Origin of the sequence: Rhizobium rhododendri (genome assembly GCF_007000325.2) — a bacterium.
GTDB classification, from domain to species: Bacteria; Pseudomonadota; Alphaproteobacteria; order Rhizobiales; family Rhizobiaceae; genus Rhizobium; species Rhizobium rhododendri.
The window spans coordinates 1043393-1070201 of sequence record NZ_CP117267.1 but is presented as its reverse complement, the minus strand read 5'-3'; the positions used below and the strand labels follow the sequence as shown (position 1 = coordinate 1070201).

At 59.1% G+C, this 26809-nt stretch carries 27 protein-coding genes and 4 tRNA genes; 14 read left to right on the top strand and 17 right to left on the bottom strand.

Annotation, left to right across the window (positions count from 1 at the left end; translation table 11 throughout):
• Positions 1 to 589: 589 nt before the first annotated feature.
• The 3 genes from PR018_RS05325 to PR018_RS05315 form a co-directional block, all read right to left on the bottom strand.
• A complete protein-coding gene (locus PR018_RS05325; RefSeq protein WP_142828894.1) occupies positions 590 to 3232 on the bottom strand; it encodes a DEAD/DEAH box helicase in 2643 nt (880 codons plus the stop codon).
• A complete protein-coding gene (locus PR018_RS05320) occupies positions 3232 to 5088 on the bottom strand; it encodes a site-specific DNA-methyltransferase (RefSeq protein WP_142828896.1) in 1857 nt (618 codons plus the stop codon). The genes PR018_RS05325 and PR018_RS05320 overlap by 1 nt, the downstream gene beginning before the upstream one ends.
• 194 nt (positions 5089 to 5282) lie before the next feature.
• Positions 5283 to 6638 carry a hypothetical protein gene (locus tag PR018_RS05315; protein WP_142828898.1) on the bottom strand — a complete coding sequence of 452 codons (1356 nt, stop codon included), beginning with the start codon at positions 6636 to 6638 and terminating at the stop codon, positions 5283 to 5285.
• 214 nt (positions 6639 to 6852) lie between these two features.
• Here PR018_RS05315 and PR018_RS05310 point away from each other — a divergent pair, with 214 nt between their 5' ends.
• On the top strand, positions 6853 to 7131 hold the full coding sequence (locus PR018_RS05310) for a hypothetical protein (protein WP_142828900.1): 279 nt from the start codon (positions 6853 to 6855) through the stop codon (positions 7129 to 7131).
• Between the two features lie 210 nt (positions 7132 to 7341).
• Here PR018_RS05310 and PR018_RS05305 read toward each other — a convergent pair whose 3' ends face one another.
• Positions 7342 to 8118, bottom strand: a complete 777-nt coding sequence (locus PR018_RS05305) for a metallophosphoesterase (protein ID WP_142828902.1) — start codon at positions 8116 to 8118, stop codon at positions 7342 to 7344.
• Positions 8115 to 10061: an AAA family ATPase gene (locus PR018_RS05300; RefSeq protein WP_142828904.1), complete on the bottom strand. Its 1947-nt coding sequence runs from the start codon at positions 10059 to 10061 to the stop codon at positions 8115 to 8117. Before PR018_RS05300 ends, PR018_RS05305 begins: the two co-directional genes overlap by 4 nt.
• Before the next feature lie 153 nt (positions 10062 to 10214).
• Here PR018_RS05300 and PR018_RS05295 point away from each other — a divergent pair, with 153 nt between their 5' ends.
• On the top strand, positions 10215 to 10943 hold the full coding sequence (locus tag PR018_RS05295; protein WP_142828906.1) for a helix-turn-helix domain-containing protein: 729 nt from the start codon (positions 10215 to 10217) through the stop codon (positions 10941 to 10943).
• Positions 10940 to 11209, top strand: a complete 270-nt coding sequence (locus PR018_RS05290) for a helix-turn-helix domain-containing protein (RefSeq protein ID WP_142828908.1) — start codon at positions 10940 to 10942, stop codon at positions 11207 to 11209. The genes PR018_RS05295 and PR018_RS05290 overlap by 4 nt, the downstream gene beginning before the upstream one ends.
• Before the next feature lie 202 nt (positions 11210 to 11411).
• Here the strand turns inward: PR018_RS05290 and PR018_RS05285 are convergent.
• Positions 11412 to 11487 (bottom strand) — tRNA-Trp (locus tag PR018_RS05285).
• 394 nt (positions 11488 to 11881) lie between these two features.
• On the opposite strand from PR018_RS05285, the gene PR018_RS05280 reads away from it, so the two are divergent.
• Positions 11882 to 12469 (top strand): histidine phosphatase family protein, encoded by a 588-nt coding sequence (locus PR018_RS05280; protein ID WP_142822265.1) that lies wholly within the window; start codon positions 11882 to 11884, stop codon positions 12467 to 12469.
• Positions 12470 to 12568: 99 nt separating this feature from the next.
• Here the strand turns inward: PR018_RS05280 and tuf are convergent, their stop codons facing one another.
• The 3 genes from tuf to PR018_RS05265 form a co-directional block, all read right to left on the bottom strand.
• The gene (tuf, locus tag PR018_RS05275; protein ID WP_142822264.1) at positions 12569 to 13744 is read right to left on the bottom strand and encodes an elongation factor Tu; all 1176 of its coding nucleotides are present in this window, start codon (positions 13742 to 13744) and stop codon (positions 12569 to 12571) included.
• 253 nt (positions 13745 to 13997) lie between these two features.
• Positions 13998 to 14071 (bottom strand) — tRNA-Gly (locus tag PR018_RS05270).
• Between the two features lie 23 nt (positions 14072 to 14094).
• Positions 14095 to 14179: transfer RNA gene (locus PR018_RS05265), tRNA-Tyr, on the bottom strand.
• 211 nt (positions 14180 to 14390) lie between these two features.
• Between PR018_RS05265 and PR018_RS05260 the strand changes: the two genes are divergently transcribed.
• From PR018_RS05260 to PR018_RS05250, 3 genes are all read left to right on the top strand, one after another.
• Positions 14391 to 15299: a TrmH family RNA methyltransferase gene (locus PR018_RS05260; protein ID WP_142828910.1), complete on the top strand. Its 909-nt coding sequence runs from the start codon at positions 14391 to 14393 to the stop codon at positions 15297 to 15299.
• 38 nt (positions 15300 to 15337) lie between these two features.
• Entirely contained in the window at positions 15338 to 16030 is a 693-nt protein-coding gene (locus PR018_RS05255; protein WP_224128253.1) for an AprI/Inh family metalloprotease inhibitor, read from the top strand.
• Positions 16031 to 16276: 246 nt separating this feature from the next.
• Positions 16277 to 16352 (top strand) — tRNA-Thr (locus PR018_RS05250).
• Between the two features lie 79 nt (positions 16353 to 16431).
• Here the strand turns inward: PR018_RS05250 and PR018_RS05245 are convergent.
• The gene (locus PR018_RS05245) at positions 16432 to 16584 is read right to left on the bottom strand and encodes a hypothetical protein (RefSeq protein ID WP_153816476.1); all 153 of its coding nucleotides are present in this window, start codon (positions 16582 to 16584) and stop codon (positions 16432 to 16434) included.
• Positions 16585 to 16734: 150 nt separating this feature from the next.
• On the opposite strand from PR018_RS05245, the gene PR018_RS05240 reads away from it, so the two are divergent.
• The 4 genes from PR018_RS05240 (at position 16735) to PR018_RS05225 (ending at position 18046) form a co-directional block, all read left to right on the top strand.
• Positions 16735 to 16986 carry a hypothetical protein gene (locus PR018_RS05240; RefSeq protein ID WP_142822261.1) on the top strand — a complete coding sequence of 84 codons (252 nt, stop codon included), beginning with the start codon at positions 16735 to 16737 and terminating at the stop codon, positions 16984 to 16986.
• Positions 16987 to 17096: 110 nt separating this feature from the next.
• Complete coding sequence (locus PR018_RS05235; protein WP_142822260.1) at positions 17097 to 17351, top strand: hypothetical protein; 255 nt, start codon at positions 17097 to 17099, stop codon at positions 17349 to 17351.
• Positions 17352 to 17572: 221 nt separating this feature from the next.
• The gene (locus tag PR018_RS05230; protein ID WP_162556542.1) at positions 17573 to 17785 is read left to right on the top strand and encodes a hypothetical protein; all 213 of its coding nucleotides are present in this window, start codon (positions 17573 to 17575) and stop codon (positions 17783 to 17785) included.
• 93 nt (positions 17786 to 17878) lie between these two features.
• Entirely contained in the window at positions 17879 to 18046 is a 168-nt protein-coding gene (locus PR018_RS05225; RefSeq protein ID WP_153816477.1) for a hypothetical protein, read from the top strand.
• Between the two features lie 53 nt (positions 18047 to 18099).
• On the opposite strand, the gene PR018_RS05220 is transcribed toward PR018_RS05225, so the two are convergent.
• Positions 18100 to 19149, bottom strand: a complete 1050-nt coding sequence (locus PR018_RS05220; protein ID WP_142822258.1) for a 3-deoxy-7-phosphoheptulonate synthase — start codon at positions 19147 to 19149, stop codon at positions 18100 to 18102.
• Positions 19150 to 19280: 131 nt separating this feature from the next.
• A complete protein-coding gene (locus tag PR018_RS05215; RefSeq protein WP_142823565.1) occupies positions 19281 to 19904 on the bottom strand; it encodes an IMPACT family protein in 624 nt (207 codons plus the stop codon).
• A gap of 211 nt (positions 19905 to 20115) precedes the next feature.
• Here PR018_RS05215 and PR018_RS05210 point away from each other — a divergent pair, with 211 nt between their 5' ends.
• Positions 20116 to 20889: an NAD kinase gene (locus tag PR018_RS05210; protein ID WP_142822257.1), complete on the top strand. Its 774-nt coding sequence runs from the start codon at positions 20116 to 20118 to the stop codon at positions 20887 to 20889.
• 41 nt (positions 20890 to 20930) lie between these two features.
• Positions 20931 to 21443: a hypothetical protein gene (locus tag PR018_RS05205; RefSeq protein ID WP_224128255.1), complete on the top strand. Its 513-nt coding sequence runs from the start codon at positions 20931 to 20933 to the stop codon at positions 21441 to 21443.
• Positions 21444 to 21521: 78 nt separating this feature from the next.
• Here the strand turns inward: PR018_RS05205 and prfB are convergent.
• The 3 genes from prfB to PR018_RS05190 all read right to left on the bottom strand — a co-directional run bounded on the left by prfB (position 21522) and on the right by PR018_RS05190 (position 24640).
• A protein-coding gene (prfB, locus tag PR018_RS05200; protein ID WP_142822256.1) for a peptide chain release factor 2 occupies positions 21522 to 22653 on the bottom strand; the annotation gives its coding sequence in 2 pieces (ribosomal slippage) (positions 21522 to 22583 and positions 22585 to 22653; 1131 coding nt in all).
• Positions 22654 to 22785: 132 nt separating this feature from the next.
• Entirely contained in the window at positions 22786 to 23568 is a 783-nt protein-coding gene (locus PR018_RS05195) for a TIM barrel protein (protein WP_142822255.1), read from the bottom strand.
• A gap of 115 nt (positions 23569 to 23683) precedes the next feature.
• The gene (locus PR018_RS05190; RefSeq protein ID WP_142822254.1) at positions 23684 to 24640 is read right to left on the bottom strand and encodes a LysR family transcriptional regulator; all 957 of its coding nucleotides are present in this window, start codon (positions 24638 to 24640) and stop codon (positions 23684 to 23686) included.
• 185 nt (positions 24641 to 24825) lie between these two features.
• On the opposite strand from PR018_RS05190, the gene PR018_RS05185 reads away from it, so the two are divergent.
• A complete protein-coding gene (locus tag PR018_RS05185; RefSeq protein WP_142822253.1) occupies positions 24826 to 25551 on the top strand; it encodes an SDR family NAD(P)-dependent oxidoreductase in 726 nt (241 codons plus the stop codon).
• 37 nt (positions 25552 to 25588) lie between these two features.
• Here PR018_RS05185 and PR018_RS05180 read toward each other — a convergent pair whose 3' ends face one another.
• Together PR018_RS05180 and PR018_RS05175 are read right to left on the bottom strand one after the other, a co-directional pair.
• Entirely contained in the window at positions 25589 to 26107 is a 519-nt protein-coding gene (locus PR018_RS05180; RefSeq protein ID WP_142822252.1) for a hypothetical protein, read from the bottom strand.
• A gap of 83 nt (positions 26108 to 26190) precedes the next feature.
• Positions 26191 to 26697, bottom strand: coding sequence for a hypothetical protein (locus PR018_RS05175; protein ID WP_142822251.1), 507 nt, complete (start codon positions 26695 to 26697; stop codon positions 26191 to 26193).
• Positions 26698 to 26809: the final 112 nt, after the last annotated feature.

Below are 26809 nucleotides of genomic sequence, written 5' to 3'. Positions count from 1 at the left end.
CGGGTTTCTACCAAAACGGTCGACCGCGGTGCCCCGAGGCGCTCTGTGCGCTTCCGCACGCGCCCTCACTGACTAGCCCGTTCACCGCGTCTGCTGGACGCCGGATCGAAGCTTGGCTTCCACGCCGCCTATAGGATGGTCGACGGGCATGCGTCAGAATACGGAGCGGCGAACGCTCTGGTGGGGTCTTACCTCAGTCAGTTGGGGCTAGGCAACAAAGCGATTGTCTACGTAACGTCAGACCCCGAGCGCGTCGAATGTCTGACGCCGGACACGGCGTCACCGGTGGGCACCACGCACGAAGCGCTCTTAAAGGCTCCAGAGGCGTGACAGGGGCAATGCTAAGCGCTGCAGATGACGTTCGGGTGACCTATGAATTCGCGACTGACAGGGGTTGTCAGTGTCATGGCCGTGCCGACGTCCAACCGTGTATGCCTACGGCAGGACGTTGATATCGAGGATCAAGGCCGCTGGACAGCTGTTAATGGGAATGTCGCCGATTCGACCGTCGCAACACTGATCGAATAAATAGGACACGGTTTCAACCTTCCAGCTTTGTGCATTTCAAGTAGTTCAAAGAGAAATCAGTTCAGCTCGTGGACCGCAGAACATCCCGCAGCCTTTCGAGATCACCGCCAACCTCCCTGCCGAGGCTTCCATCGTCATTGATAATCTTCAGCGTCTGGCTTTCATGGTCCGTCCTCAGAAAAATGACCTTTCCGTATGAAAGCGATGGCCTTCCGCCTTTAGCAACGGCATCTGTCACATCGAATTTGGTTTCGATCAGGCGGACGGCGGAATCGTCTTCTTCCCAGTATCTGACGCACACGATGAAATCGGGATAGAAGTTGTATCCGTTATCGGCCCTGACAACAGCCGCGGAATAAGGCTTCCGACTGGGATTCCTGGTCCACCAATCGACGAAAGACGCCCTGTCAAGACGACGTGCGAATAGCTCTTCGCTCTGGTTCATCTGCCAAGAATGGTCGAATGCATCGACAAAGTAACCTTCATCGCTTCCTTCCACGGCGTACCTACGAAGTGACTGACGCTCGTCACCAATTAGTTGTGAATATAGCGAACGAATCTGCTCTTCGTTCGGAGGAAAGACGCCGTAGATGTTTTTAATGGACGGTTTCAACGCGATTTCGGACGGAAAGATCATCGCGTCTGGCAGCGACGATGCGCTGATCGACACCACGCGCTTCGCTATCTCCTCGTTGAACAACCGCAGGACATCTGCTTTCATGCTCCGAAGGAGGACGTAAACAGCATCGCGCGAAATCCTGGTGATCGCCTCATCGCTTCGAAATTCAACCGGTACGAAGGCCCTATACCAGTCGGATATAGGCACGGACATCCGTTCGCTCATCGCCCTTATCAAGGCATTTGAGTCAGCGGAGCTGGACTGGGGAAGTCGAGCTATGAAGTCTTGCACGTCGGCTGCAAGACTGGTCCTGTCCAACACAAGGCCGACATCCGAACGCTCCAGCAGTTCCATCGTTTCCAGATTGGTGGTGACCTGCTTAGCAATCGGCCCCGAGTAGACAGCCATGGCTGCCTTCATTATGTCGACGTCGGAGATATCCAGGTGCCGGACGACCCACCTAACAACGTCTTTGAGGTCTTCGATGCGCGGCTTCTGCTCGGTCTGGAACGCACGTGGCAATTTGGGCAAGTGCGTCTGCCTTGTGTGAAGTTCGAATTCGCGTTCGACCATGCCTTTTTTGAGAGAATCCACGCTTCGGACTTCATCGACCATCGGGGTGAGCCTGCTGGTGAGGACGGTAGATGGTTCGGAAACAGCAGTCGACGACACGCTGGAGAAAAGCGAAATCTGGCTCGGATCGATTTCACGTGCGGAGGGAATGCTTTCCAGGACGTCTGACCTGCGGACAAACGGAGAACTTAACAGCAGAGAAGGTTGGTCGGTCGGCCTATTGGAATAGATTTTGCTGCCGTCGACGAGCCGCCGCTCGTGCAGTCTTTCGATAGCGCCTTCTATGCTGCTCTTCATCTTAAGCATATCATGGGCGGCGGTCTCAAAACCGGACTGGGCGGTTGCATTGGCGAGGAAAACATAACCCGTTTCCAAGTCTGGATCGATGTCGTCGTTTTCTTCCATGTACTCCCGTACCGGCCGCGCGACTCTCATTATCCGTCCGATGAACTGGGCCGCAAAGTCGACATCCGAAACTGGCTTGACGGAAGCGAGTACGAAAGCGCGCGGCGCGTCGAAGCCCGTACCCGCTGCCTCCTTGAAAATGAGGACCTGGCACGTGGGGTCGGCAGCGTAACGCTGCAACGCCGTTGGATCGTTATCCTTGCCCTCGTAACTCCTGATGAGTTCCATGGGCACCTGGCAGTCTCTGACCAGGTAGTCCAGAGCCTCTCCTGTCGTGTGATCGCCGTTAGCCACCTGCACCAGCATGAGCGGCGTGAGCTTGATGTCATGCTTGGCGAGTTTGTCGCGTATCACCTGATGTTGACGCCAAGCCTGCCGAAGCGCGGTCTTAGTGAAGTCCGCGATCAACTGCCAGGTTTCGGTTGTCTCGTACACGATTGCCGCGACATAGCGCTTATTCAACTTCGCGGCGACGACCTGATCTCGGCTTACGGTAAAGGTTTCATAGTCCGGGTAATCGGCCGCCGCCAGGAAATCCATGAGCTTTCTGTCGCGGGGCGTTGCGGTGGCCATGATGATGTTGTCAGGGTTCAATCCGACACAGAATTTTCCGAACTCAGTCTCGGACGACAGACCTATATGCGCTTCGTCGACCACAATTCCTATCTTGAGGCCGCTCGCGCGGGCAGACGATACAAGTTCCCAAAAAGCTGGAACCTGTTCGGACTTCGGGGAATAGACCTGGCCTATTTGCTCCGAGCTCGCCACTGTTTTCACGCAAGCGGCAAGGACGTCTCCTGCCTGGTGATCGAAGCGACGACCATGGATTAGTTCAGCAGGCCTCAACGAGGCGCAATGATCTTCGATTGACCGCATCGTCTGCGTGACTAGGTTCACGTACGGAACGAACCAGAACCAAAGCATCGGCCTTGTCCTGACGAGATCGTTCAGAGCTCGGCCGATCATCATCGTTTTGCCTGAACCGGTCGGAGACCGCAACAGGATTGGCCGGCCCGACTGGCGAAGCCTGTTCACCATGTTGGAAACAATGACTTCCTGGAAATCCACGAGCGGAACCGAGGCGCGTATTGGCGCGAACATATCCATTATTCGTCCTCGATACGGATTGTAGCGGTGAGAACCGCTTCGTAAACATCGCGGATATCGACATTGAGCTTCGCCAGCGCCTGTCGTGCTATTCCTGGTCTGTCCGTGTATACGATTGAGTGCGGCCGTATGGCACGGTAGAGTTCTTCCACCGACGCATCGTCGTTGAAAGTACACAGGTACACCGCCGCGTCGTCAGCTGCAGGTACGCGTTTCATGTCCGATTTCGGCATGGGTTCGAGCACGCCGCCGTGCAAAAGGGTCAGCGTGTTCCAGACATGCTCTTCTGACAGGTCGAACGGCAGGTCGGCGGTGTTGATGGTCCTTGTCCGCGCATAAGCGAACTCCCCTCCAAGCCCCGCCCGCTTGCCCCAGCCTTCGCTCACCGCTCTGACACGGCGGGCACAGATGTCACGGCAGTTGTTCTTGCCGATTTCGGTGGACGTTTCTTCGGTCGCCGCGACAAGGATGTAGCTGCGGTTCCCGTCGTCTTCATCGTTCAAAGCCATAACCGCATGCGCGGTGGTGCCGGACCCCGCGAAAAAGTCAAGCACGATATCGTCGTCGCGAGAAACGGTTTTGAGGATGTTCCTAATAAGTGAAAGCGGCTTTGGCGTCGTCTCGACTTTTCGGCCGAAGACCTCCTTCAAAAGCGACGTTCCCTCGTTGGAGTACGAGGCCTCCAGGGAAATGCTGTCCTCGTCGTCCTTCTTTTCCTTCTGGGACGCGGAGCGCACCCAGCTTGATACGGGCTGCAGGTCTTTTTCCTGCTTGTCCAGATAGCGCTTCAGCCGTGGCCTCCCCCATCCGACCTTCCTGCCGACCCAGAAGTCCAGGTCCGGCAGGCCCCTGCGCAACAACGGCGCTCCGTTCGACTCCGGGACATCGCCGCGGTCCATGGCGTCAAGCAAATCCTCCATTGTGTCCCAGGTTTGGACACGGCTACCCGATGGGAAATGGACCAGACCGGCAGCGATCTTGTCCTCCATAGGGTCGCTTTTCAGCCTCTGGCCTTCTTTCAACCTGAGACGGCTTGCGAAGCGCCAGACGCTGTCTGGATTGCACGGATACCAAATCCCGGTCAGAGGGTTCTCTACGGGATAGTAGGCGTTGCCCGCCCTCTTGTCGTCCCACCGAACGCTCACGTTAAGGGGAGCGGAGGCCCATGAGCGGCCATCGGGATCAGTAAATTTATAGTCGGCGTTTTTCTTCACTACGCCGTCGAAAACGAAGTTCTCGCGTGCGTAGACCAGTACGTGCTCGTGGTCCACGCTGAACGAATGGTCGCCTTCGCTATTAGTGCTCTTGCGTGACTTCCAGACGAAGCTGCCAACGCGCATATCGGGGAACACCTCGTCCATCAGCAGCTCGAGCTGCGCACGGCGTTGATCGTTGATGCACACGAAAACGGCCCCGTCATCCGACAGGAGGTCGGCGGCGAGCTTCAATCTCCGGAAGAGGAAATCGAGCCATGTGGACTGTTTGAAGGTGTCGTCTTTATTGAGGTAGCGGTCGTTGTACACAAAATCCCGCTTGTAGGTGTTGTAGGGGGGATCGATAAAGATAAGCCTGATTTTACCTTTGTGGGTATGCCTGAGGACCCGCAAGGCGTCGAAGTTCTCACCTTCGATAATCAAATTCGCTTGTTGACCGACGCCTAACGAAAGGTCTTCGTCACGTTCCAGAAATACGTTCGCGTCATTGAGTGAACGATCCCGCTGAACTGCGTCGCGCTCCCAATACAGACCAACTTTAGGACGCACGAGGAGATCGACCACCAGACGCTTGAGCTCCGCAGGGGTGTAGGAATCGATCCCGTCGAGGATGGACTTCTTGGAACTCACGGGTATCGACATGGGCGCAACTCACTTCCAATCTGATGCCGTCAGTTTTTCAACAAACCCGATCGGCGCAACTTGGAAGTTATCGCTTCGACCGTTTCCACTTCGTTAGCCTTGGCGGTTTTTGGAGCAATCGACGTGTTAAATCTGAGGTATATTGGCCGCTGGCCGCTCCAACGCTTGTGAACGACGCTCGAGCCGTTGAAACCTTATATGGCCGTCGTGGGCCAGCCGAAGCCGAACCGACCGACATAGAACCTGTCATGCAGGTATTCGAGGTCCTGTTCCCAATGACGGATGGCCTCATCGAACTTATCGTCGTCCTGGTATTTGAAATTTTTGGCAAACGAGGCGAGGCAGTGCGCCATCTTGTGCAGGCGGATCGACGAGGCATTCGGCCCCCACTCCGCCATGTAGACGCGGTCGAAGACCGGCGGCAGGCCGCTTTCGAAAATCCTAGCGAGCAGCGCATGTCGGAAGTTCGAGTGCTCGCCCTCTTTCCCGACCTTGTACTCGAGATAGCGCAGCATGCCCTCTTGCCGTAGATCGCGGTATTTCTGATGTTTCTTTCCGCCGGGCGCTTCTGTGGACGGCCATTTGAAGTAGGCGTCGTCCGCAAGACGCTTTGCCCGTAGGTCCCATTCCTTGGAAACCGCAGACGCCATGATCTGTGCGTCTTGGTGCAGTGGTTTGCGCGTGGCGTCGCCGATGATTCGGACGGCGTTTTTCCACATGGTGAGCAGCCTGTAAGAATCCAGTTCGGGCAAAGACTTCATGAGGCGTTCGACGTCCACAGGACCTTGCATGCGGGCGGACGCACCCTGGGGTGACGATGCTGCGGGACGCTTGGCCTTGGGCTTATAAGGCGGTGTAGGCTTTCCCGCGCCTCCCGCAACTAGGCACAGCCGCTTTCCATCGAGCTTGAGGATACCCGATTTCTGGAGGTGGCCTGTAGCGAGCTGGAAGACGTCGGAGAACGACATCCTCTGTCTGGTGATGGGGCTGAATACCGCCACACTGGTCGCATCCGGGGGGATTGAGAAGTGGACAGCGATCACCTTCCGGACGTCTGCGAAATTTGCCTCGCACTTGGTCACTTCGTTGCGAATCGGTCCCAGAAGCAGGTCTGGAGCAGGCAGATCAAAGTCGCGGGTGGCGGTCGCGGCTGGAATTGATGGCGGGATTTTTGCTCGCGCTTGAGAGGCCTTCGCTGTTGGCTTGATCTTCGACCCGGCCATGATGGCGATCGTATTGGCCGTGAGGACGATCGCGACCCGGTCGGAGCTTGCCGATGTCGACGTCGCCAATTGCCTTTCGACCAACGACATCGCGAACCTTTCCAAGTCCCCTTTGGTGACGAGATCGCTGTGGCCGTTATGCTGATACTCTAGCTGGTCCGGGATTAGAACGGCGCTTCCCATGAAGCCCCTTGCCTTGACCTGCGCAGCTATCTCCGCCTCGACACGGGCTTTGATTACCTGCCACTGCGTTACGATGCCGGAGGTCTTCCGACGCGCTGGCCCTAGTTTGACCGGACGTATCGCCCGTTTTGCTTTTTTGGCCATCCCGCCCTCCAAGAACGACAATAGTCGCCGATGAAGAGAAAGGTCAAACACCGACGCCTCCGAAACCTTAAGACGCATCCGGGAAGCCGCCAACTCATCGCGGCTGTTCCGTTTTTCCTCACGATTAACCCTGCGGAAAGAATGAACCGGCAAGGCATTTGATCGAAAGCCTCATACCCTTACATACTCGCGTGGGATGTATTATGGGGGCGCTATGAACTACCTGACGGCAGCAGGCGTGGGTGCGGGCATCGGTGTCATTGGCTTCTGGCTCTTAGCCAACATTGTCCACACCTGGAAATCGAGGCTTAGGCCCACCCGTCAGACGCCCGATATCGAGCGAAGGTTCCGCGCCGTTTTCTCCGTCATGACCGAGGACCGCCGCCAGTCTTTGATCAGGTACTATATGGAGAAGCACGAGTGCGACCGCCAGGCGGCCATGAGGTTCGCCGTGGACGATCGGGCGCGTGACGCCGACCGCTGGGCGACCTGATGAGCAAGTTGCAGGCGTCGTATACCTCCTCCTCACTTAGTCGGCCTGCGCGTTCCTACTTTGCGGCGACATGGCGTCGCCCCTAGAGTGAACGTGTTTGCAGCGCAAGGTTAGAATAAGCTAAGAAATCGGTAAGAGGCCTTAGGGGGGCAAGAATCCGATTAACACTTCGCCGAGATGCGGACCCCCTTCATGTCGCAAGCATTGCGGCTAGATTTCGACCACCATTCCGAAATCATAGTTTTCGTAGCATGGCTCTTTAGGATACCCTCTTGGATTGGCGACAACTCGGGTATTTCCCATAATGTAGTCCACATGATGGTGGACGTGGCCGTGAACCCATAACGCGGGTTCGAGTCGAGTTATCGTGTCCTCCAAATTACTGGCAAAGGAAGGGGTCAGCATGTCCGCCAAGTATCGATGCTCAACAGACTGTATCGATGGCGCGTGATGGGTCACGATTATCCTTTTCCGCCTACGATGCACGGCGAGCATTTGCTCGATACGCATCAGGCTAAGGACGTGTTTCTGATACATTTGACCTGGAACAATCCTTCTGAATGGCTCCTTTTCGTCTTTGATGAGCCTGTAATCGTTAAGGTAGGTCGCCGCGGAACGCATTGCGATGCCGGAAAACTCTTCTCCGAGGACATCGAAGTCTGTCCATAGGGTCGCGCCGACGAAAACAACACTGTCAATCTCGACGTGGCTATTCTCGAGAAACCACAGTTTTCCTTTAGGTTCGTATCCACGAGCCAGGGCTATCTCGACGTCGAATCCGTTTTCAGCCCGATAAAATTCATGATTTCCGGCGACGACGACAGTCGGCATGTGAGCAGCGATACGCTCGTCTAGCCACTGAAGACTATTGGCGATGCCTTTGTTCTGGATATCGCCAGCCACTATGCAAACATCGGCATTTGGAATCTCGATCTCGGCGATGCCAGAGAACTCGAGGTGTAGGTCGGATAGAATCCAGCATTTCATTGGCTTTTCCCTCGAAACTGGGGAGTGATATCTTGGGCAGGCAACGTGACTTCGTGGCTGTTTTCGCTGAGGAGTTCAGCCAGTTCGGCTCCTGTTATCCTCTTCCGCTCGATCAACGCCTCGGTCAGATGATCGAGTGCGGACCTGTTCGCGCGTATGATTTCGCGGGTCTTAGACATCTGAGCGTTGAGAAGGTTATGAACACGCCCCCAAAGCTCGCTGTCTCGAAAACGGAGCGCCGTTAGTCCCGGCTCCGTGTCCGCTTCGGAGACCAAGGTCTTTCCCATGCCGAACGAACATTCGATCATGGTAGCCACACGCGTCGCGACCCGGAGGTCCGAACCTTCTGTCCCGCCTGCCCCGTCATCATGGCCATCGAACAGCTCGCCCTCAGCTGCAACGCCTCCGAGCAAAACACATGTTTCCGCGAGATAATGCTGGAGGTCGCGTCTGGCATCTCGGTCACGCCGGAAATGAACGCTGCCGAGGGAAACGCTTCCGGCATCGGCGAGGTATCTGTCCGCAATCTTGATACGCTCGATTTCCATGCCGAGGGCCAATCCGACGATTGCGTGACCCGCTTCGTGCACGGCCGTAGTCCGCAGGCGGTCCTTTGAGACTGCGACGCTGTCGGGCATGGCGGGAATGATATCTTCTACCGAGACCTGTCTATCCTGCACTCTGGCCCTGCGGCGCGCCCGTCTACAAAGCTGTCCGAGTTGGGCGCCGGTCCAGTCGTCGGTCAGTTCGGCGACGCTGTGGGCGACGTCTTCGTTGATGTCGATCTCCAAGCGCTGCTCGAGTATCGCGATACGTGCTTGTTCGTCTGGAAGCGCGACACGAATGTGGTGGTCCAATCGTCCTGGCCGCAACAGAGCGCTATCAACCTGATCTGGATGGTTCGTGGTTGCGATCAGGATTACCCCCGGCCTCCCGAGCGCGCCATCCATGAGTTCTAGCGCACCGTTTACGACCTGGCGACTATAGTGTCCGTACTCCCCCCGGAAATTGTTCCGATCTCCAAGCGAATCAATCTCGTCGATCAAAAGGATCGACGGGGCTTGCTCTACCGCCTCGTGGAACTTCGCGCGCATCGCACGGAGCATGTCGCCAAGATGGCCTTCCGACTGCCACTGAGCTACCGATCCATGGATCAACGGAACACCCGAAGAGTGGGCGAGAGCTTTGGCGAAACTTGTCTTACCCGTACCCGTAGGCCCAGACAGGAGCAAGCCAGGATCGACATCGCGCCATGCAATGCTACCGTCATTGAAATGCTTGAAATCTTTTAATAATTGAAGACCCCAATCGCGCGCCGGTCCATACCCGATAAGGTCTTCGACCCCTATCGGGTCTTCATTCGCCGCAATATCCCGTGTACTTCTTTCGACAGCACCCGCGTCCGCCCTTCTTAGAATCTGGAGCGACCTAAAGGCAGGGCGGCCGCGTCGGAACGCTGCCATAAGGCGATCCAGGGCAATGGTCTTTAGGTAGCCAGCGTCCTTGTCCGTGACGACATCGCCGCAAATCCGGTATACGGCTCCAACAAAATGACGAGGGCTGAACTCGCGAACCACGTGGTAGAGGTCGGCAGCATCCTTGTATTCCGCGGGCACGTCGGCCTCGTTCGTGAAAATAAGTACAGCGTGCTTATCACCGCCTTGCGCCGTCCCGATGATTTGGTTGCGAGACGAGTTTCCCGTGCTGATAAGCCTGATGGATGCTCCGTCAGCCGCGCGGCGGACTCCATACAATGGTTTGCCTTCGAATATGATCTCCAAGGCGCTTTCGAAATGACCTGCCATGTCATCTACGGCTACAACAAGGATCGCTAAGATAGTTGGCTTATGCCGAAGAAACGGGCGCATCAGCGACGACGCGTAGCAGTAAGCCAAAGACGTCGGAAACACTGTCAGTTTGCGGCTTTGGTTAGATCGCGTCATGGCTGGATATCTTCCCTAAGGTCTGGTCATGGAGGCACTTCCGGAGGCCACACAATGCCGCTGGAGGCCGTTCCTCAACTCGCTGAGGTTTGGGGCCATCCAACTCGTTAATCTCTTCCACAGCGGCCCTACGGCTTTGTTCGGACCGGGCTTTTGAAAGTTGCGGACAGAAGTGATTCGGATCGCAACCGTCGAGCCGTGCATATGATTACTTTAATAGGCTTATTTGCATGTATTTCATTGTTTTTGAGTCATTTCAAGACATCAAAAGCATCCGTTGACTTTTTTTCTTCGAGCCGGTTTCTCATCGGTATGAGGACGCCAACAACACCTGGAGCACTGAGGGTCGCGAGAGCCCTTTTAGGGTACTCTCAGCGCACCGCTGCGGAACTCGCGGGCATGTCGCAAAAGTCGATAGTGCAGGCCGAAGACCCGTGCAGCGAGCGGTTCGAACTGAATGTGACCTTGGTGAACTTTTATGCTGATCGGGGTATTGAGTTTCTGGGCGAGACCACCTTCGGGGGACCTATCTTCCGTCCGGGTGCACGCTGGAGAATTCCCGACGCATTCCCTTCCCTTCCTGAAAATTCCGAAGCGATCCGCAAAACCAGCAACGGCATATCGCTACTGGCAGCAAGAAGCCTACTTGGCCTACCTCGGACAGCCATCTCAGACGCGGTGAACGTGCCGAGGAATACCATCGCCGCTGTCGAGGGCGGGAGAGGATGGAGCGAGACGCATGATACGCTCCGGTCCTACTACAATAGCAGGCAGATTGATTTTCTGGGTTGGGGCAAGGTCGAACAAGACGGCTACTACGGTGTAGGCGTACGTTGGCAAGCTTTCGAGCTCATTCTTGAACCTTCAGAGGTGACAGGTTGAAGGCGCCGGTCGAGATCAAATCGGGTCGGCTTCTTCATCCGAAAATCGCGCGTGCTGCCCGCGCCTATACGGGCTTGACACACAATGAGCTCGCTGTGGCCGCCGGAGTGGCCGCCCGGACGATTTATAAGCTCGAAAAGGATGGTAGTGTCACGCACGAGAGCTTCGGGAAAATTACGAAGGCGCTTCAGGAGCGCGGAGTGGGTTTGCTACGCGATGACAAAGGCAACACGACAGGACTTACATTTCACCAGCAAGGCCAGTAGCAACAACCGGAAAAGAGGCTCTTGCGAATGGGTACTGGCACTAGGCAGCGTGAAGTTTTGCCGCATTGGAAACGTCTATACGAAATACGTGGCCATCAAACTTCCGAAGCCTAATCCCACCGCTTCTTACCCGAGCCTTACCCCGACGATAGATTGGGATATCTGACTGAGGCCATCTACTATAAAACTCTAACAAAAACAATGGCAGGGGCAGCAGGGCTCGAACCTACGACCTGCGGTTTTGGAGACCGCCGCTCTACCAACTGAGCTATACCCCTAAACGCTTTTTCCGGGCACTGCCGGCATATCGCCGGATGCCCTTCGGAAGCATGGCGCTCCCTTTACGGCGCGCGGCATAAATTGGCAAGTCCGATTTTGGATTTTTCCGCCACCACGACGCCTTGCTGTGGGACGTCAAGGAGCGACGCCAGCTACGCCTCCTGTGGAAGCGAGAAACTTGCCGGATATTTTCAGACGCGCGGTACGAGATGCAAGCGATGGCAGCCGCATACGGAGAGGAGGTGCGACCAGGATTGAGCCGCCTGCTTCGTGGCAGGACAAGTCGGCGGCGCATGCGATTCGCATTCGCGTTGTTGAGCGTATCGTGAGCTTCGCGCCTTCGCTCCATTGCCGCCCTTGACAGATGCCGGACTACCTCGCCAATAACCTCTAATGATTTATCTCGTAAGACACGGCCAGACCGAATTCAATGCTGCAGGCCGCTGGCAGGGCCAGGTCGATTCCGGCCTCACCACGCTCGGCAGACAGCAGGCCGAGCGTGTCGGCGCGACGCTTCGGGGTCTTATCGATCCCGACAGCACGGCCATCTTCTCAAGCCCGCTCGGGCGCGCCGCAGACACGGCCGCCATCATCGCAGGCGCCGCCGGCTTTGGTGACGAGATCGTATTCGATCCGCGTCTGATGGAAATCGGCATGGGCTGCTGGGACGGACTGACAACATACGAAATCGAGATGGAATGGCCAGGTGCCCTCGACGGGCTCAGCCGTTTCGAATGGTTCTTCCACTCGCCCGACGGAGAGGGCTTCGCGGGCTTTGCGGAGCGCCTGCTGGAGGCGCTTGCGGAAGTCAAGCGCCACCCGGCCGCGAACAAGATCATCGTCTCGCACGGCGTCGCCGGACGCGTCATCCGGGGAATCTACGCTGACCTGGAGCAGGCGGATGCGCTGGGCCTGGATGTGCCCCAGGACGCGATATTCGCGCTGGACGGCGGCATCGTCACCCGGATCGACTGCCAGTAACCGTCTCTGGCTTTCTCATGAACGTCCAGCAAACTCCAGACGTGAAAAGGCCCCGCTGTCGCCAGCGAGGCCTTGTTCAATTCAAGAGATCGTCCGTTATTACTCGACGATCGAGGCTACGATGCCGGCGCCGACGGTACGGCCGCCTTCGCGGATAGCGAAGCGCAGCTTTTCTTCCATGGCGATCGGCACGATCAGTTCGACAGCAACGGTGACGTTGTCGCCAGGCATGACCATTTCCGTGCCTTCAGGCAGGGAGACGATGCCGGTCACGTCCGTCGTGCGGAAGTAGAACTGCGGACGATAGTTGGTGAAGAACGGAGTATGACGACCGCCTTCTTCCTTCGTCAGGATGTAGGCTTCAGCCATGAACTTCTTGTGTGGCTTGACCGAACCTGGCTTGCAGAGAATCTGGCCACGCTCGACGCCGTCACGGGTGACGCCGCGGATCAGCGCGCCGATGTTGTCGCCAGCCTGGCCCTGATCGAGCAGCTTGCGGAACATTTCAACGCCGGTAACCGTCGTCTTGGTCGTTGCGCGGATGCCGACGATTTCGACTTCTTCACCAACCTTGACGATGCCGCGCTCGACGCGACCGGTAACAACCGTACCACGGCCGGAGATCGAGAACACGTCTTCGATCGGCAGCAGGAACGGCAGGTTGATCGGACGCTCAGGCGTCGGGATGTACGAGTCGACGGCTTCCATCAGAGCGCGGATGGCGTCTTCGCCGATCTTCTTGTCCGAATCTTCGAGAGCGGCCAGAGCCGAGCCCTTGATGATCGGGATATCGTCGCCCGGGAAGTCGTAGGACGACAGAAGTTCGCGGACTTCGAGCTCAACGAGTTCGAGCAGCTCTTCGTCGTCGACCTGGTCGACCTTGTTCAGGAACACCACGATGGCGGGAACGCCAACCTGACGGGCAAGCAGGATGTGCTCGCGGGTCTGGGGCATCGGGCCGTCGGCTGCCGAGCAGACCAGGATCGCGCCGTCCATCTGGGCAGCACCGGTGATCATGTTCTTGACGTAGTCGGCGTGGCCGGGGCAGTCGACGTGTGCATAGTGACGGGCAGGCGTTTCGTATTCGACGTGAGCCGTCGAGATCGTGATGCCGCGTGCCTTTTCTTCCGGGGCAGCGTCGATCTGGTCGTAACGCTTGTATTCGCCGAAATACTTCGTGATCGCTGCCGTCAGAGACGTCTTGCCGTGGTCAACGTGGCCAATCGTGCCGATGTTAACGTGCGGCTTGTTGCGCTCAAACTTACTCTTTGCCATTTGAATGCTTCCTGATGAACGTAGGATTGGTGACCCCGGCGAACCGGTTTAGTGCCGCCGTTTAAGGCTTTCGATGCGGGAGCGCAAGACTTAATTGCACAGCCGGATTTTCGCCCGCGACCGGCGATTGTCGCGCGCCGCCAGCTAGACAGAAGTCCGTTTGACGGAATGCAGCGGATGTTCCGGACAGAGCGATAAGCGCCTGTCGGTTCAACTCGTTAGATGGGAATTGTGATTTGGATTTCCAAGACCCTGGAGCGGGTAGCGGGAATCGAACCCGCATATTCAGCTTGGAAGGCTGCTGCTCTACCACTGAGCTATACCCGCGGGTGCAAGATCCAATGACGGAATGGTGGAGGGAGTTGGATTTGAACCAACGTAGGCTGAGCCAACGGATTTACAGTCCGTCCCCTTTAACCACTCGGGCATCCCTCCAGATTCCATCCGGACCTTGGCTACCAAGTCTGTCAGACCCGACGTTGCCGCCGTGACTGCGCCGCGTATATGACCGCCCGGCTCCGGTCTGTCAACACGAGGAATGTGCAAAAATGACGAAATTATTTCCTCTCCAACGGAAAGGCCCGCGATCAAAGCAAGACATGAAAGAAGGACTATGCGCTTATCGCAGCGCTGGGTATAAAGCCGCATGAGCAAAGATAAAGCCCCCGGCCCTACCGGCCCAGAAACCACGTCCGGCGATCATTCGCAAAAGGATACCCATTACGCCACGCTGCGCCGCGCCCATCGCGATGCCAAGCGTGAACGCGGTGAAATTCCAACGCCCCAGCCGCAGAAGCGCAAACGCGCCGGCGGCGGCGACTGGAAGCCTGCGCCGATCGCCCCCGATCTCGTCCAGCTCTACGGGCTGCACACCGTGCGCGCTGCACTCGACAATCCCGAACGCAAGTTGCTGAAGCTTTCGGTTACCCAGAACGCGCTGGTGCGCCTCGATATCGGCCCTGTCGACCAGTTGCCCTACCCCGTCGAGATGATCACGCCGCAGGACCTCGACAAGATCCTTGGCCCGGATGCCATCCATCAGGGCGTCATGCTGGAAACCCGGCCGCTGCCTGTGCGCAAGCTCTCGGCGCTGACAGACAGTCCGCTGCTGCTGGTGCTGGATCAGGTCACCGATCCGCACAATGTCGGCGCCGTCATGCGCTCCGCCGTTGCCTTCGCCGCCGGTGCCGTCATCACCACAATCCGCCACAGCCCGACCGAATCGGGCGTCCTTGCCAAATCCGCATCCGGTGCGCTCGAGCTTATTCCCTATATCCAGGTGACGAACCTTTCCGACACGCTTGGCGAACTGAACAAACTCGGCTTCACGACGATAGGCCTTGATTCGGACGGGCCGGCACCGCTCGAGGGCACGTTCTCCGGCGACAAGGTTGCGCTGGTGCTCGGCGCCGAAGGCAAGGGCCTGCGTCAGAAGACGCGCGAGACAGTCAATGTGCTCGCACGCCTCGACATGCCGGGCGCCATCAAGTCGCTCAACGTCTCCAATGCCGCCGCCATCGCGCTCTATGCGGCGCGGTCCTACCTGAAACCCTGATCGGCAGGCCCGACGGTCTGCAGCCGATGGAGAATGCCGTGCGCCCTATCCTTGCCCTGGCGGTCTGTGCCGCTTCACTGCTGACACTTGCCAGCGCAGTCGAGGCTGCCGATGCCGACCAGTTGAAGGCGCAGGCCGGCAGCTGGCTGGCGGCGCCGCAGAACGGCAGCAAGGGCTGCCTGCTGACATTTGCCACCACACCAGCTGCCGGCGGCTATGCGATTACCGGCGCGGAAGCCTGCGCAACGCCGGTTCCCGCACTTTCCAAGGCGACGGCATGGACGCTTTCCGAGGACGGAACACTCTCAATCGTCGATGCCGCCCACAAGACGCTGGTCAATTTCATCCAGGACGAGGGATCGCCCTGGGAAACCGAGGACGGCGAACCGATGTGGCTACTGCCCGCGCTGGGCACCATCGACCATGTCCCAACAATCGAAAGCATTGCCGGCAACTGGGCTATCCAGAAACCGGAGGGAACTCAGCCTATCTGCGCGCTCAAGCTGACGGGCGACAAGGACGGCGACGGCACGACCAAGGTGTCACCGAACGGTGACTGCGCTGCAGAGTTCAAGGATATGAAGCTGACGCTCTGGGCGCTGGAGGGTTTCGGCCTGGTGCTGATGAGCGACGATGGTACGTCGATCTCCTTCGACATGAAGGCGGACGGCAGCTTCGACAAATCGCTTGAGGATGGCGGCAAGCCGCTGAAACTGGTGCGCCAGCCCTGACCGCTGGGATACTCGCTGAAGCGAGGTGAAAACGGTCGCATCGCTGCGACCGGCCATTAAAGTAATGCGACGCTTAGGTCTTCTTCAAAAACCCTCGACAAACATGGCGCTGTTCGAATCCCGCGCGTCCATGTTCGCTTTCCATGTTGAATGTGGCCCGAGCATTGGGGACAGATGCGAAAAGCTGAGCGTTCGCAATGATTTTGACTTTACAGGCGCTGAGAATCTGCTATTTGCCCCTCTGCCGCCCTTGTAGCTCAGTTGGTAGAGCACCTGATTTGTAATCAGGGGGTCACGAGTTCGAACCTTGTCGGGGGCACCACTTTTTCTTTTCGATGTTCCGTAGATCCGACTTCTCCGCGTGCGACAGCATGCGGTCGGGTCTTGGGGTTGCCCAGCCCTTACGCCTGCCCCATCAGCCAGTTCTTCAGATAGATGATGCCGAAGACGGCGCAGATGAAGACGGTGATGACGATATTTCGCTGCCAGCGGGATAGTCTGCGCGGCGCTTTTTCCGGGCGCTTCGGTTTGAATTTCACGACGTTGTCGTCCATGCGGTGCGGGTCTCCTGAGCTCGTCGGTGGATACCTATCGCGCCGGACGCGGGCGGACAACCGCCATCACGGCGCGATCTCGGAATGTATTCATTGACTCGGGCTTTCCGGCATGTGAACATAAAGAGAACATTGCGGAGTACCATGTTTATGATTCGATTTGCCCCACAGACAGCCGCCACTTCCCCAGACCGGCAGGCGCGCGCGCTGAAGACAGCCCGTGCCGCCGACGAAGCCGGAAGCGGCGCTTTCGTGCCAACCGACGACGCAATGCTCATTCCTGACCTGGAAGATGCTGGCGGCGACACATCTGCGAAGTCGACAAAATCGCGTTTGGGGCGCAAGCAGAAGACAAAGTCGGCAGTCGCGGAAGCTGCCGTTCAGCTCGACCTGAACGCCTGACGGCCAGCAGGAATAACAATCGGCCACGGATCCCTCCCCAAAGGCGCTGCTGGCGGAACAAGCTCGCGCTTGACGGGTTGTCAGGCAAATATTTGTGGGGAACGATCGTCATGTCCAAGCCGGTAGATAACGACAACGATGCCGCTACCGTGCCCGAAACGGCGTACCAGGGCCGGGAGCGGGCAATGTCCGGACGTGGAAAAAGCCTGTCGTTCTGGGGTCTGGCGGTTGCAGTGGTCTTCATTGTCGGTCTGGCTGCCTTCGCGATGACCCGAGAGGTCTCCCATACCAACCCCGCACCCAACGGCGGTGCCGGCAACAGCGGTGCGGTGTCACAACCTGCTCCCGCGCAGAGCAGCCAGTGAGGTCAGGAGCCCGAGTTCCGGGGCAAGACTTTGGACCGGAGTAGACGACCGATGGTGTTTGATCAGCCTCGTATCATCCCCAAGGCGTTGGGTGGACTAAAGGCGTTTGAAAAAACTTCCGGTTCGATCTCAGTATAACGAAACCGAGAACCCGAATTCCAGACTCAATCTCGACACCGATGGACGGTACGATTCAGTTCATATTAACCAGGAGCGCGACTATGGGCGAAGATATGACGATCCATGAAGCAGCGGCAGATCCTTTGATCGGTCAGGTCCTGAAGGCCGATGGTGTGCCACCGGGAGCGTTTGCGCAGCTTCTGCAGAGTGCTGCCAGGCTGCGCGCGGCCGAGCTCGAACGTGCGGTTTCGACAGACGACAATGCAGCGTCTGCCGATGCCGCTGTCGATCAGCCGGAAAAGCTCCCGGATTGATACCTACGACTGTGCGCGCCTGTAATGGCTTTTTTCCATTGCCTGCTGCCCGCCGAACTGGCAGCACTAACGGGTGCAACAGCGAGGTAGGGAATGACCGACGAACCGCCGAAAAAGAAGTCCCTGGCCGGCCTTGGCCAGATGATGGAAAAGGCAGCCGCCAAGGAGAAGGCCGCTGCCAGCAAGGTTGAGAAGATCGCCAGCGATGCCGGCGCGACGCGCGGCTACGAGATAACCTTCAGGAAGAAGTCTTCGAGCTAAGGCATTCGTTCGCTATGGACGGCTTTTTACGGGAAGCGCGTCGATACTGCGCTTTAGCCACGCCTCGCGAGCACCGATTTGGCCAGCACGTCAAGCACCGAGACCGTCGTTTCCCAGTCTATGCAGCCGTCGGTGATGCTCTGGCCATAGGTCAGCTTTCCCCCGGCCACCAGTTCCTGACGTCCGCCGACGAGATTGCTTTCCAGCATCGTGCCGATGATCCGCCGGTCGTCGGCTGCAACCTGGCTGGCGATGGCGTCGATGACGTGCGGCTGGTTGTCGGGGTTCTTGCCGCTGTTGGCATGGCTGGCATCAATCATGATGCGCGGCGGCAGGCCGGCCTTCAGCGATTCGGCTGCAGCTGCGGCAACGCTTTCGGCGTCGAAATTCGGCGCCTTGCCGCCGCGCAGGATAAGGTGGCAATCCTCGTTGCCGGATGTCGAGGCGATGGCGGCGCGGCCATCCTTGGTGACGGCCGGAAAATGGTGCGGCTGCGAGGCGGCGGTCACCGCGTCCAGCGCAATCCTGATGTCGCCGGTGGTGCCGTTCTTGAAGCCGATCGGGCAGGACATGCCGGAGGCGAGCTCGCGGTGCACCTGGCTTTCCGTGGTGCGCGCGCCGATAGCACCCCAGCTGACGAGGTCGGCGATATATTGCGGCGTGATGGTATCGAGAAGCTCGCAGCCGGCGGGCAGGCCGAGGTCGTTGATATCCACCAGCAGCTGGCGGGCAAGCCGCAGGCCCTCCTCGATCTTGAAGCTACCGTCGAGACGGGGATCGTTGATCAACCCCTTCCAGCCTACCGTGGTGCGCGGCTTTTCGAAATAGACGCGCATGACGATTTCGAGTTCGCCCTGATGCCGCTTGCGCTCCGCGACCAGACGCCGTGCATAATCAAGCGCAGCAACGGGATCGTGGATCGAGCATGGGCCGACGACCACCACCAGCCGGTCGTCCTCGCCGGTGAGGATACGGTGCACGGCGGCGCGGGCAGCGGAGACCGTTTCGGCCGCATGAGGCGAACATGGCACGTCCGCAACGACACGGGACGGCGGGCTCAGGGGGGTGATCTCGAGAATGCGCAGATCGTCAGTGGTCGGCACGGGGGAACTCCTCACAATTGATGGCAGACTGATAGTCAATAAGGACGGCAAACGGAAGCCGCTGCCACGCGTTTCGCCGCGTTCAGGCGCGGTTGCCGCAGATAGGTTCCCGATGGCCAAGCTATCCGTGGCTACGGCGCCGCTCCCGCTAGAGTGTCCGGATTGCCCACAGAGCCGAAATCGAGCTGGACCCGGCCGTTCGTAATGTCGGCGACGAGGGCTGCGGCCCGATCTGCCTGACCTTCCGGAATACTGAGGGAAAGCACTGCGCCGTCTTCGGTAAACATTTCGGCGACGACGGAGAGGCCGGCGATTGATAGAAGCCGCGCCTTTGCCAGAGCCAGATCGGAAAACCCGATCGATGCGATCGCTGCCACCATCGGCACCACCTCGACCCGATCGGCAGCCCTGAGGCAGGCTGCGGCCGTGCCGCCATAGGCGCGCATCAGGCCGCCTGTTCCGAGCAGCACGCCGCCGAACCAGCGGGAGACGACGACCAGCACACGGTCGAACGACTGGCCGTCTATCGCCTGCAGGATGGGCTTGCCAGCGGTACCGCCCGGCTCGCCATCGTCATTGAAGCGATAGGTCTGGCCGATACGCCAGGCCCAGCAATTGTGGTTCGCGCCGGCATCTGCAAGAGCAGACAGCTTTGCCCTCGCCTCGTCCTCATCGGCAATCGCGGCTGCGAGCGCGAGAAACCGGCTCTTCTTGATGGATTGCTCGAACGAGGTCGGCTGCCTGAGGGAAAACATCGGCACTTTGGTCTCTGAAAGGACAATTGCCCGTTCGTCTGTAACGGCTTGGCTGCGACATGGCGAGCCTGTTCCAGCAGCCTCGCCGGAAGATTGTATCCGGAGCCGCGCCCGCTGTGCGACTATGCCGCGATATCGCCGGTGGGCGAATACGGCTTGTCGCACAGGGGTGTTATCCTTTACGTAGACGGAGATTGTCGAAGGATATTGCATGCCGCGCTCATTTCAGTCCCTCTGCTTTCTGGCCTCGACTTCACCGGAGGCGCTGGCGGCGCGCGAAGAACTGATCGCCATCTATGGCCAGGCGCCCCAGGAGGACGCCGATGTCATGGTGGCGCTCGGCGGCGATGGCTTCATGCTGCAGATGCTGCACAACACAATGAACTCCGGCAAGCGCGTCTACGGAATGAACCGCGGCTCCGTCGGCTTTCTGATGAACGACTACCGTGTCGAGAACCTCGACGAACGCATCGATGCAGCAGTCGAGAATGCGTTCCATCCGCTGGAGATGCGTACTGTCAATGCGGACGGCAGCGAATCGGTGGCGCTCGCCATCAACGAGGTCTCGCTGTTCCGCCAGTCCTACCAGGCGGCCAAGCTGCGCGTCGAGATCGACGGCCATGTGCGGCTGGAAGAACTGATCTGCGACGGCCTGATGGTCACCACACCGGCCGGCTCCACCGCCTACAACCTCTCCGCCCATGGACCGATCCTGCCGCTGGAAGCGCCGTTGCTCGCCATCACGCCGGTCAGCGCCTTCCGTCCGCGTCGCTGGCGCGGGGCGCTGCTGCCCAACAAGGTGACGGTGGACATTACTGTCCTTGAGCCGGTCAAGCGCCCCGTCAATGCGGTGGCCGACAACACGGAGGTGAAATCGGTGCTGAGCGTCCGTATCGCCCAGACCCAGGACACCACCGCCCGCATCCTTTCCGACCCCGACCGCTCGTGGTCCGACCGTATCCTCGCCGAGCAATTTTCCGATTGACCGGCCCACTCCCCCTGACGACATCTGATGGCAGCTAGCTCTTGAGAAACGCACTCCACGCCCCACTGTTGGCCGCACTGCTGGCAAGCGTCGTTTCGACTTCCGAGGCGCGGGCCGACGACGGCGTGCTGCCGGCCAGCATCATTGCCTCGACGACAACAGGCTTCTGGCAGGATAACGGAGCGGCGCAGCCGGCACCCGCCGTGACTTTGCCAAGCACCGATACGCCCACGACAATCACGCCACCGTCGCGCCACGGGTTTTACAAGCTCTATGCGGTGCGCCAGGCAGATCGCACATCGAAGGTCTACCTGCAGCAGGTCGCCACGACCGACGACGGGCCGCAGATCGTTTCAACGACGGAACTGCCCGAAATCACCGCGCTGAAGGCCATCGTTACGGATATCCGGCCCGAAAACTCCGGGGGCATCATCCGCGAACCCGGCCTGTTTGCCACGCTCTATATCAAAGCTGATGCCGATGCCGACGCGGATGTCTGGAATGTCATGCTCGACGAACTCGGGGAAATCGTCGTTGAGAAGGCGCCGGAGTAAGCGCTGGCTATAAAAAAAGACCCCCTCTAGGCAGACAGCCGCGAGGGGGTCTTTGTTTGGCAGAAGCAGTCGCGACGATCAGTCGATGTCGTCCACTGCGGCATCTGCTGCGCCGCTGATGCGGTGCGCCAGAGCTGCTTCCATGAACGGACTGATCTCGCCGTCGAGCACATCGTCCGGCGCGGTGCTGACAACGCCGGTGCGCAGGTCTTTCACCTGCTGGTAGGGCTGCAGCACGTAGGAACGGATCTGGTGACCCCAGCCGATGTCGGATTTCGACGCGGCCTCCGCGTTGGCAGCATCCTCGCGCTTCTTCAGTTCCGCTTCGTACAGGCGGGCGCGCAACATTTCCCATGCTGTCGCCCGGTTCTTGTGCTGCGAGCGCTCCTGCTGGCACTGCACCACGATGCCGGACGGGATATGCGTGATGCGCACGGCGGAATCCGTCGTGTTGACGTGCTGACCGCCGGCACCGGACGAGCGGTAGGTGTCGATGCGGCAATCGCCTTCGTTGATGTCGATCTGGATCGAATCGTCGACGACGGGATAGACCCAGATCGACGAAAACGAGGTGTGCCGACGGGCGTTGCTGTCGTAGGGCGAAATGCGCACCAGGCGATGGACGCCCGACTCGGTCTTCAGCCAGCCATAGGCATTGTGGCCCTTGATCAGCAGCGTCGCCGACTTGATGCCGGCTTCTTCACCGTCATGGACTTCCAGCAACTCGACCTTGAAGCGCTGACGTTCGGCCCAGCGGGTGTACATGCGCAGAAGCATGTTGGCCCAGTCCTGGCTTTCCGTGCCGCCGGCACCCGAATGGACTTCGAGGAAGGTGTCGTTGCTGTCGGCTTCGCCGGACAGCATCGCCTCGACCTGGCGGCGGGCCGCTTCGGTGCGCAGGACCTTCAGGCCTTCCTCGGCTTCCTTGACGATGTCGGCATCGCCCTCTTCATCGCCGAGCGCAATCATTTCGATATTGTCATCGACCTGCCGTTCGAGCAGCCGGACGCCATTGATGCTGTCTTCGAGGTTCTGACGCTCGCGCATCAGCTTTTGTGCCTCGGATGCATCGTTCCAGAGGTTTGGATCCTCTGCCTTGTTATTCAACCAGTCCAGTCGCCTTACGGCCTGATCCCAGTCAAAGATGCCTCCTCAGCAGGCTTATGGCCTGCTTGATTTCGTCGACAATATTCTCGATTTCGGCGCGCATGGTCTCGCTTCTCGGTTCGATTGATGTTGCCCGTGACATAGTTAGGCATGCCGCCGATGTAAAGCCCGCAGTCGGCGGTTACGGCACAAGGCTGGCAAGGCGCCGTCGAACAGCGCCCCATGGACAGCCCATTCAGACGGTGAAGGCCTCTCGAAACGCCACGAGTGCTTCCTCGGGATCGCCGGATGCATAGGCTTCCATGGCGACCGGCCCGGTATAACCCATCGCCTTCAGCGCCCGCGCGACGCCCTTCCAGTTGACCTCGCCAGTTCCAGGCTCCAGACGCCCGGGGACATCGGCAACCTGAATTTCACCTATCCATGGAAGGCACTTGCGGCAAAGTTCTATCAGGTTACCTTCGCCGATCTGGGCATGATACAGGTCGAGATTGAGTGTCAGGCGCGGATGGTCGATGCTGGCCACAAGCGCCAACGTATCCCCTGCCCGGCCGAAGGGCACCCCGGGGTGATCGACGAGCAGGTTGAGGTTTTCCAGGCTGAAGGTGACGTCTTCCTCCTCAGCCAGTTCGACGACACGGCATAGCGTGGCGCGGGCCTTCAGCCACATCGCACCGGTGACGACCTCGACAGGCCGGATCGGCAGGCCACCCTCGCCCAGCCCCGTTCCATGCAGATTGAGACGCTGGACGCCCAGCCGCTTGCCAACCCTGGCCGTTTCTCGCGCTGTCTTCAGCAGTTGGGCGGCACCTTCGTCATCGGTCAGGCGTCCTTCGAGGTAACCATTCATGATGGTAAAGGTGGCGCCCGTCGCCTCCAGCTTTGCAAGATCGTGCTCCGGCCAGTTCCACAGACCGACGCCAAAGCCGAGCTCCTTCAGCCGGCTCGCCCGCCACTCGATCGGCCGGTCGCGCCAGAGCATTTCGGCACAGGCGGCAAGCTGGAACGGAGACTTCATGAAGACGACCTCGTGAGGCGTGAACGGATTAGGTGTCGCACTAGAACCGATAGAGGCGATCTCCGCAACTCGGATTGTGCGTGCGATACAGAGGTTATGCTTGCGTCATCAGGACTTATGCGTTTCCGGCTCCAGGAGGCACCAACCCTCCAACACTGAGCGACGCCCGTTCCGCAGCGATTAGATCGACGAAGGCGCGCAAGGGAGCGGGCATGAAACGGCTGGAAAAATAGAGCCATGGCCCCTCGAACGGCATCCACCATTCAGGCAGCACCGGCACCAGAGCGCCGGACCTGAGGTAGGGATCGATGAAATTCTCGAATGTCGCAATAACACCAAGGCCCCGGCAGGCCCATTCGATCGCGGTTGCGGCAGCCTCGACCCCGACGATCAACCGGCCCGGCGGATCGACGGTGACAGTTTCCTCGCCCTTCTGAAACTCCCACTCGACGAGCGCCCCGCTGGAAAACCTGAGGCGGATGCAGTCGTGATCGAGCAGATCGCGGGGATGCCGGGGAATGCCGCGTGCCTCGAGATAGTCAGGCGAGGCTGCCGCGGCCAGCCGTTGGATGCGCGGGCCAATCGGCACCGCGATCATATCCTGGGCCAGATGCTCACCATAGCGAATGCCGGCATCGCAGCCAGCTGCCGTCGCGTCGACGAGCCTGTCCTCCACCACCATCTCGACCCGCACATGCGGATGCAGATCGAGAAACCGGTCGATCAGCGGCGGCAGGATATCGACCATGACGGCGCCGGTGACATTCAGCCTGAGCAGCCCTCTCACTTGCCCATGCGTACTGGCTGCATCGTTGAGCGCTGCACGTGTCTCGCTCAAAAGCGGCGTGATCCGTGCGGCAAGCCCGCGCCCGGCCTCTGTCGGCATCACGCTTCGGGTTGTGCGGATCAGCAACGGCACACCCAGGCGAGCCTCGAGCTGGGCGATCTTCTCACTGACGCTCGACGGCGACATCGCCAGCCGCTTTGCCGCAGCCCGGAAACCGCCGGTCTCGCAGACCGCGAGAAAGATGGAAAGATCGTCAAGAAATAGCTGTTCGTTACTGTTCGCCATGGCGATCAGCTTATCCGGATTAGGGCGGATTATCAAACACCATAGAACGAAACTATAACCTCGCTAAGGGCTTGCGAGCCGCAGTTCGACGCTGTTGCGGTGGCCGAAGCTGCTTCGGAACAGCGCAGTATTTAGAAATACCGACCCAGGCGATAGGCCGGCCTCGGTTATAGGAGAAACGAACCATGAGTGGAAAAACAGTTCTCATCACCGGCGCCAACAAGAGCATAGGCTTCGAGACGGCACGCCAACTCGGCCGGCTTGGCTACCGGATCTGGCTTGGCAGCAGGGACGCTGAGCGCGGCGGGGTGGCTGTCCGTCAATTGCAGGCGGAGGGTGATGACGTCAGGCTGCTCGCGATCGACGTTACCAGCGACGAGAGCGTGGCTACCGCTGTCGCCACGGTCTCTGCAGCCGATCACAAGCTCGACGTGCTGATCAACAATGCCGGCATCTCGGGCGGCCCGCCGGTGCCTCCGAGCCAGCAGCCCCTCGCTGCCATCCGCGACGTCTACGAGACCAATGTGTTCGGCGCCATCCGGGTGACGCAAGCCTTCATACCCTTGCTGACAGCGGCGGGCGAAGCCAACATCGTCATGGTCAGCAGCGGTCTTGGCTCGATTGGCTGGGTTTCCGATCCGGCCCATCCCTTTTATGCCGTCAATCCGATGGGCTACAACAGCTCGAAGTCGGCGCTCAACGCGGTCACCGTGGCCTTCGCCAAGGAACTCGTGGCCAGCGGCATCCATGTCAACGCCGTCGATCCCGGCTACACGGCGACGGATTTCAACGACCACTCCGGCTATCGCACGGTGGAGCAGGCAGCGGCCGGGATCGTCTGGCTGGCCAGCCACGATGCGACCGGCCCCAATGCTGGCTTCTATTTCGACGGGCAGACCGTGCCTTGGTGAAAAAGATCGGCAGCACTTCGGACCACGGCGACCGTGCCTACTTCCATTCCCAGACGCGTGCGGATCGGAACGGGCGGGAGACTGCGAGCGTCGGCGTATCCGCTACCGTCGCCGCATAGGCGAGCGCATCGTCATCGGTGGAAAAACCGAGGAAGATGAGACGTATCGACATCGCTTTTTCCATGCCGGTGCGGCGATAGGTGAACGCAACGGCGCAGGTGGGGTGATCACCCTCGACAGTCGTGCCCTCGGCGCCATCGGCACCGGCAAAATCTCCTGTGAGGGCGAGGAACTGTCCGTGGCGAAAGAAGCCGCTGACTGCATCGTAGGCGGTCTTCTGCGAGATCTGTTTGCTGGAACCGGTCTTCGCCATCCGGGCGTAATAGATGCTGTCGGTCTGCCCCATTTTGCGGCGCGTCTCGTAGACGAACAGCAGGCCCCTGTGAGCGATATCGATATGCAGATCGAACGAGCGGAAGTTGTTGGGCGCGGTGTCTATCTCGTCGAGCAGGACTTTCAGGTCCTTCGCATAGTCCGCAAAAAAGGCAGCCGTCATGGGCGTAAGTAACTTTCAGTTTTTTAAGAGTGATGCTGCGGCAACGGCAAACGGGTATTGGGCGCTCGACGATATTAGGCGCCTCAGGAAGTCTCGCGCTTGGCGCGGCGCTCGCCGAGCTCCGAGTAAAGCGTGCCGCGCCTTGTGGCCTCCAGGAACTGCTCGGGCGTCATTCCGGTGAGACCGGTCGGCTTTCTTGGCTTGAACACGCCGTGTCGCGTCAGCGCGATGGCGGCATCGGATGTGGGATCGACCTCGGCGCCTGAAGCCATCAGCGAGACCATCAGGGTGGCTTCCGCCTCCAGCGACTTGACCAGATTGATCCGCCAGTTCTTGCGGGACCGCGTCGCGTCGGTCATGCCGGCGACGGTCGCCTGGGTCTTGGCTGCGGCGATCTTGGCACGAATGATGTCGGCGAGCGCCGCATCCGGGATGCGCGATACGTCGACGCCGCGCTGCCGCAGCAACACCTTGAAATAGGAAAGTCCCGAGGTTTCGAACATGGCGGAGCGCTGTGCCCCCTTGCCGCGCTTCAGCCACACGAGAACAGCGGCGACCAGCATCACCACGATCAGAAGAATACCAGTCATCGTCATCGCAATAGTCCGTGAAGTTTGCGTCCGCCACGCAGTTCGTGCTTCGCGAACTCTAGCCGACTTTGCTTTCCCCGTCGAAAGGTATCTGCATCCGGAGCGCTCTTTG

Excerpts from the sequence above, each read along its gene's own strand:
- PR018_RS05325 (WP_142828894.1), bottom strand. The coding sequence starts at position 3,232 with ATGGATATGTTCGCGCCAATACGCGCCTCGGTTCCGCTCGTGGATTTC.
- PR018_RS05320 (WP_142828896.1), bottom strand. The coding sequence starts at position 5,088 with ATGTCGATACCCGTGAGTTCCAAGAAGTCCATCCTCGACGGGATCGAT.
- PR018_RS05315 (WP_142828898.1), bottom strand. The coding sequence starts at position 6,638 with ATGGCCAAAAAAGCAAAACGGGCGATACGTCCGGTCAAACTAGGGCCA.
- PR018_RS05310 (WP_142828900.1), top strand. The coding sequence starts at position 6,853 with ATGAACTACCTGACGGCAGCAGGCGTGGGTGCGGGCATCGGTGTCATT.
- PR018_RS05305 (WP_142828902.1), bottom strand. The coding sequence starts at position 8,118 with ATGAAATGCTGGATTCTATCCGACCTACACCTCGAGTTCTCTGGCATC.
- PR018_RS05300 (WP_142828904.1), bottom strand. The coding sequence starts at position 10,061 with ATGACGCGATCTAACCAAAGCCGCAAACTGACAGTGTTTCCGACGTCT.
- PR018_RS05280 (WP_142822265.1), top strand. The coding sequence starts at position 11,882 with ATGATTTATCTCGTAAGACACGGCCAGACCGAATTCAATGCTGCAGGC.
- tuf (WP_142822264.1), bottom strand. The coding sequence starts at position 13,744 with ATGGCAAAGAGTAAGTTTGAGCGCAACAAGCCGCACGTTAACATCGGC.
- PR018_RS05260 (WP_142828910.1), top strand. The coding sequence starts at position 14,391 with ATGAGCAAAGATAAAGCCCCCGGCCCTACCGGCCCAGAAACCACGTCC.
- PR018_RS05245 (WP_153816476.1), bottom strand. The coding sequence starts at position 16,584 with ATGGACGACAACGTCGTGAAATTCAAACCGAAGCGCCCGGAAAAAGCG.
- PR018_RS05240 (WP_142822261.1), top strand. The coding sequence starts at position 16,735 with ATGATTCGATTTGCCCCACAGACAGCCGCCACTTCCCCAGACCGGCAG.
- PR018_RS05235 (WP_142822260.1), top strand. The coding sequence starts at position 17,097 with ATGTCCAAGCCGGTAGATAACGACAACGATGCCGCTACCGTGCCCGAA.
- PR018_RS05230 (WP_162556542.1), top strand. The coding sequence starts at position 17,573 with ATGGGCGAAGATATGACGATCCATGAAGCAGCGGCAGATCCTTTGATC.
- PR018_RS05225 (WP_153816477.1), top strand. The coding sequence starts at position 17,879 with ATGACCGACGAACCGCCGAAAAAGAAGTCCCTGGCCGGCCTTGGCCAG.
- PR018_RS05215 (WP_142823565.1), bottom strand. The coding sequence starts at position 19,904 with ATGTTTTCCCTCAGGCAGCCGACCTCGTTCGAGCAATCCATCAAGAAG.
- PR018_RS05210 (WP_142822257.1), top strand. The coding sequence starts at position 20,116 with ATGCCGCGCTCATTTCAGTCCCTCTGCTTTCTGGCCTCGACTTCACCG.
- PR018_RS05195 (WP_142822255.1), bottom strand. The coding sequence starts at position 23,568 with ATGAAGTCTCCGTTCCAGCTTGCCGCCTGTGCCGAAATGCTCTGGCGC.
- PR018_RS05190 (WP_142822254.1), bottom strand. The coding sequence starts at position 24,640 with ATGGCGAACAGTAACGAACAGCTATTTCTTGACGATCTTTCCATCTTT.
- PR018_RS05185 (WP_142822253.1), top strand. The coding sequence starts at position 24,826 with ATGAGTGGAAAAACAGTTCTCATCACCGGCGCCAACAAGAGCATAGGC.
- PR018_RS05180 (WP_142822252.1), bottom strand. The coding sequence starts at position 26,107 with ATGACGGCTGCCTTTTTTGCGGACTATGCGAAGGACCTGAAAGTCCTG.
- PR018_RS05175 (WP_142822251.1), bottom strand. The coding sequence starts at position 26,697 with ATGACTGGTATTCTTCTGATCGTGGTGATGCTGGTCGCCGCTGTTCTC.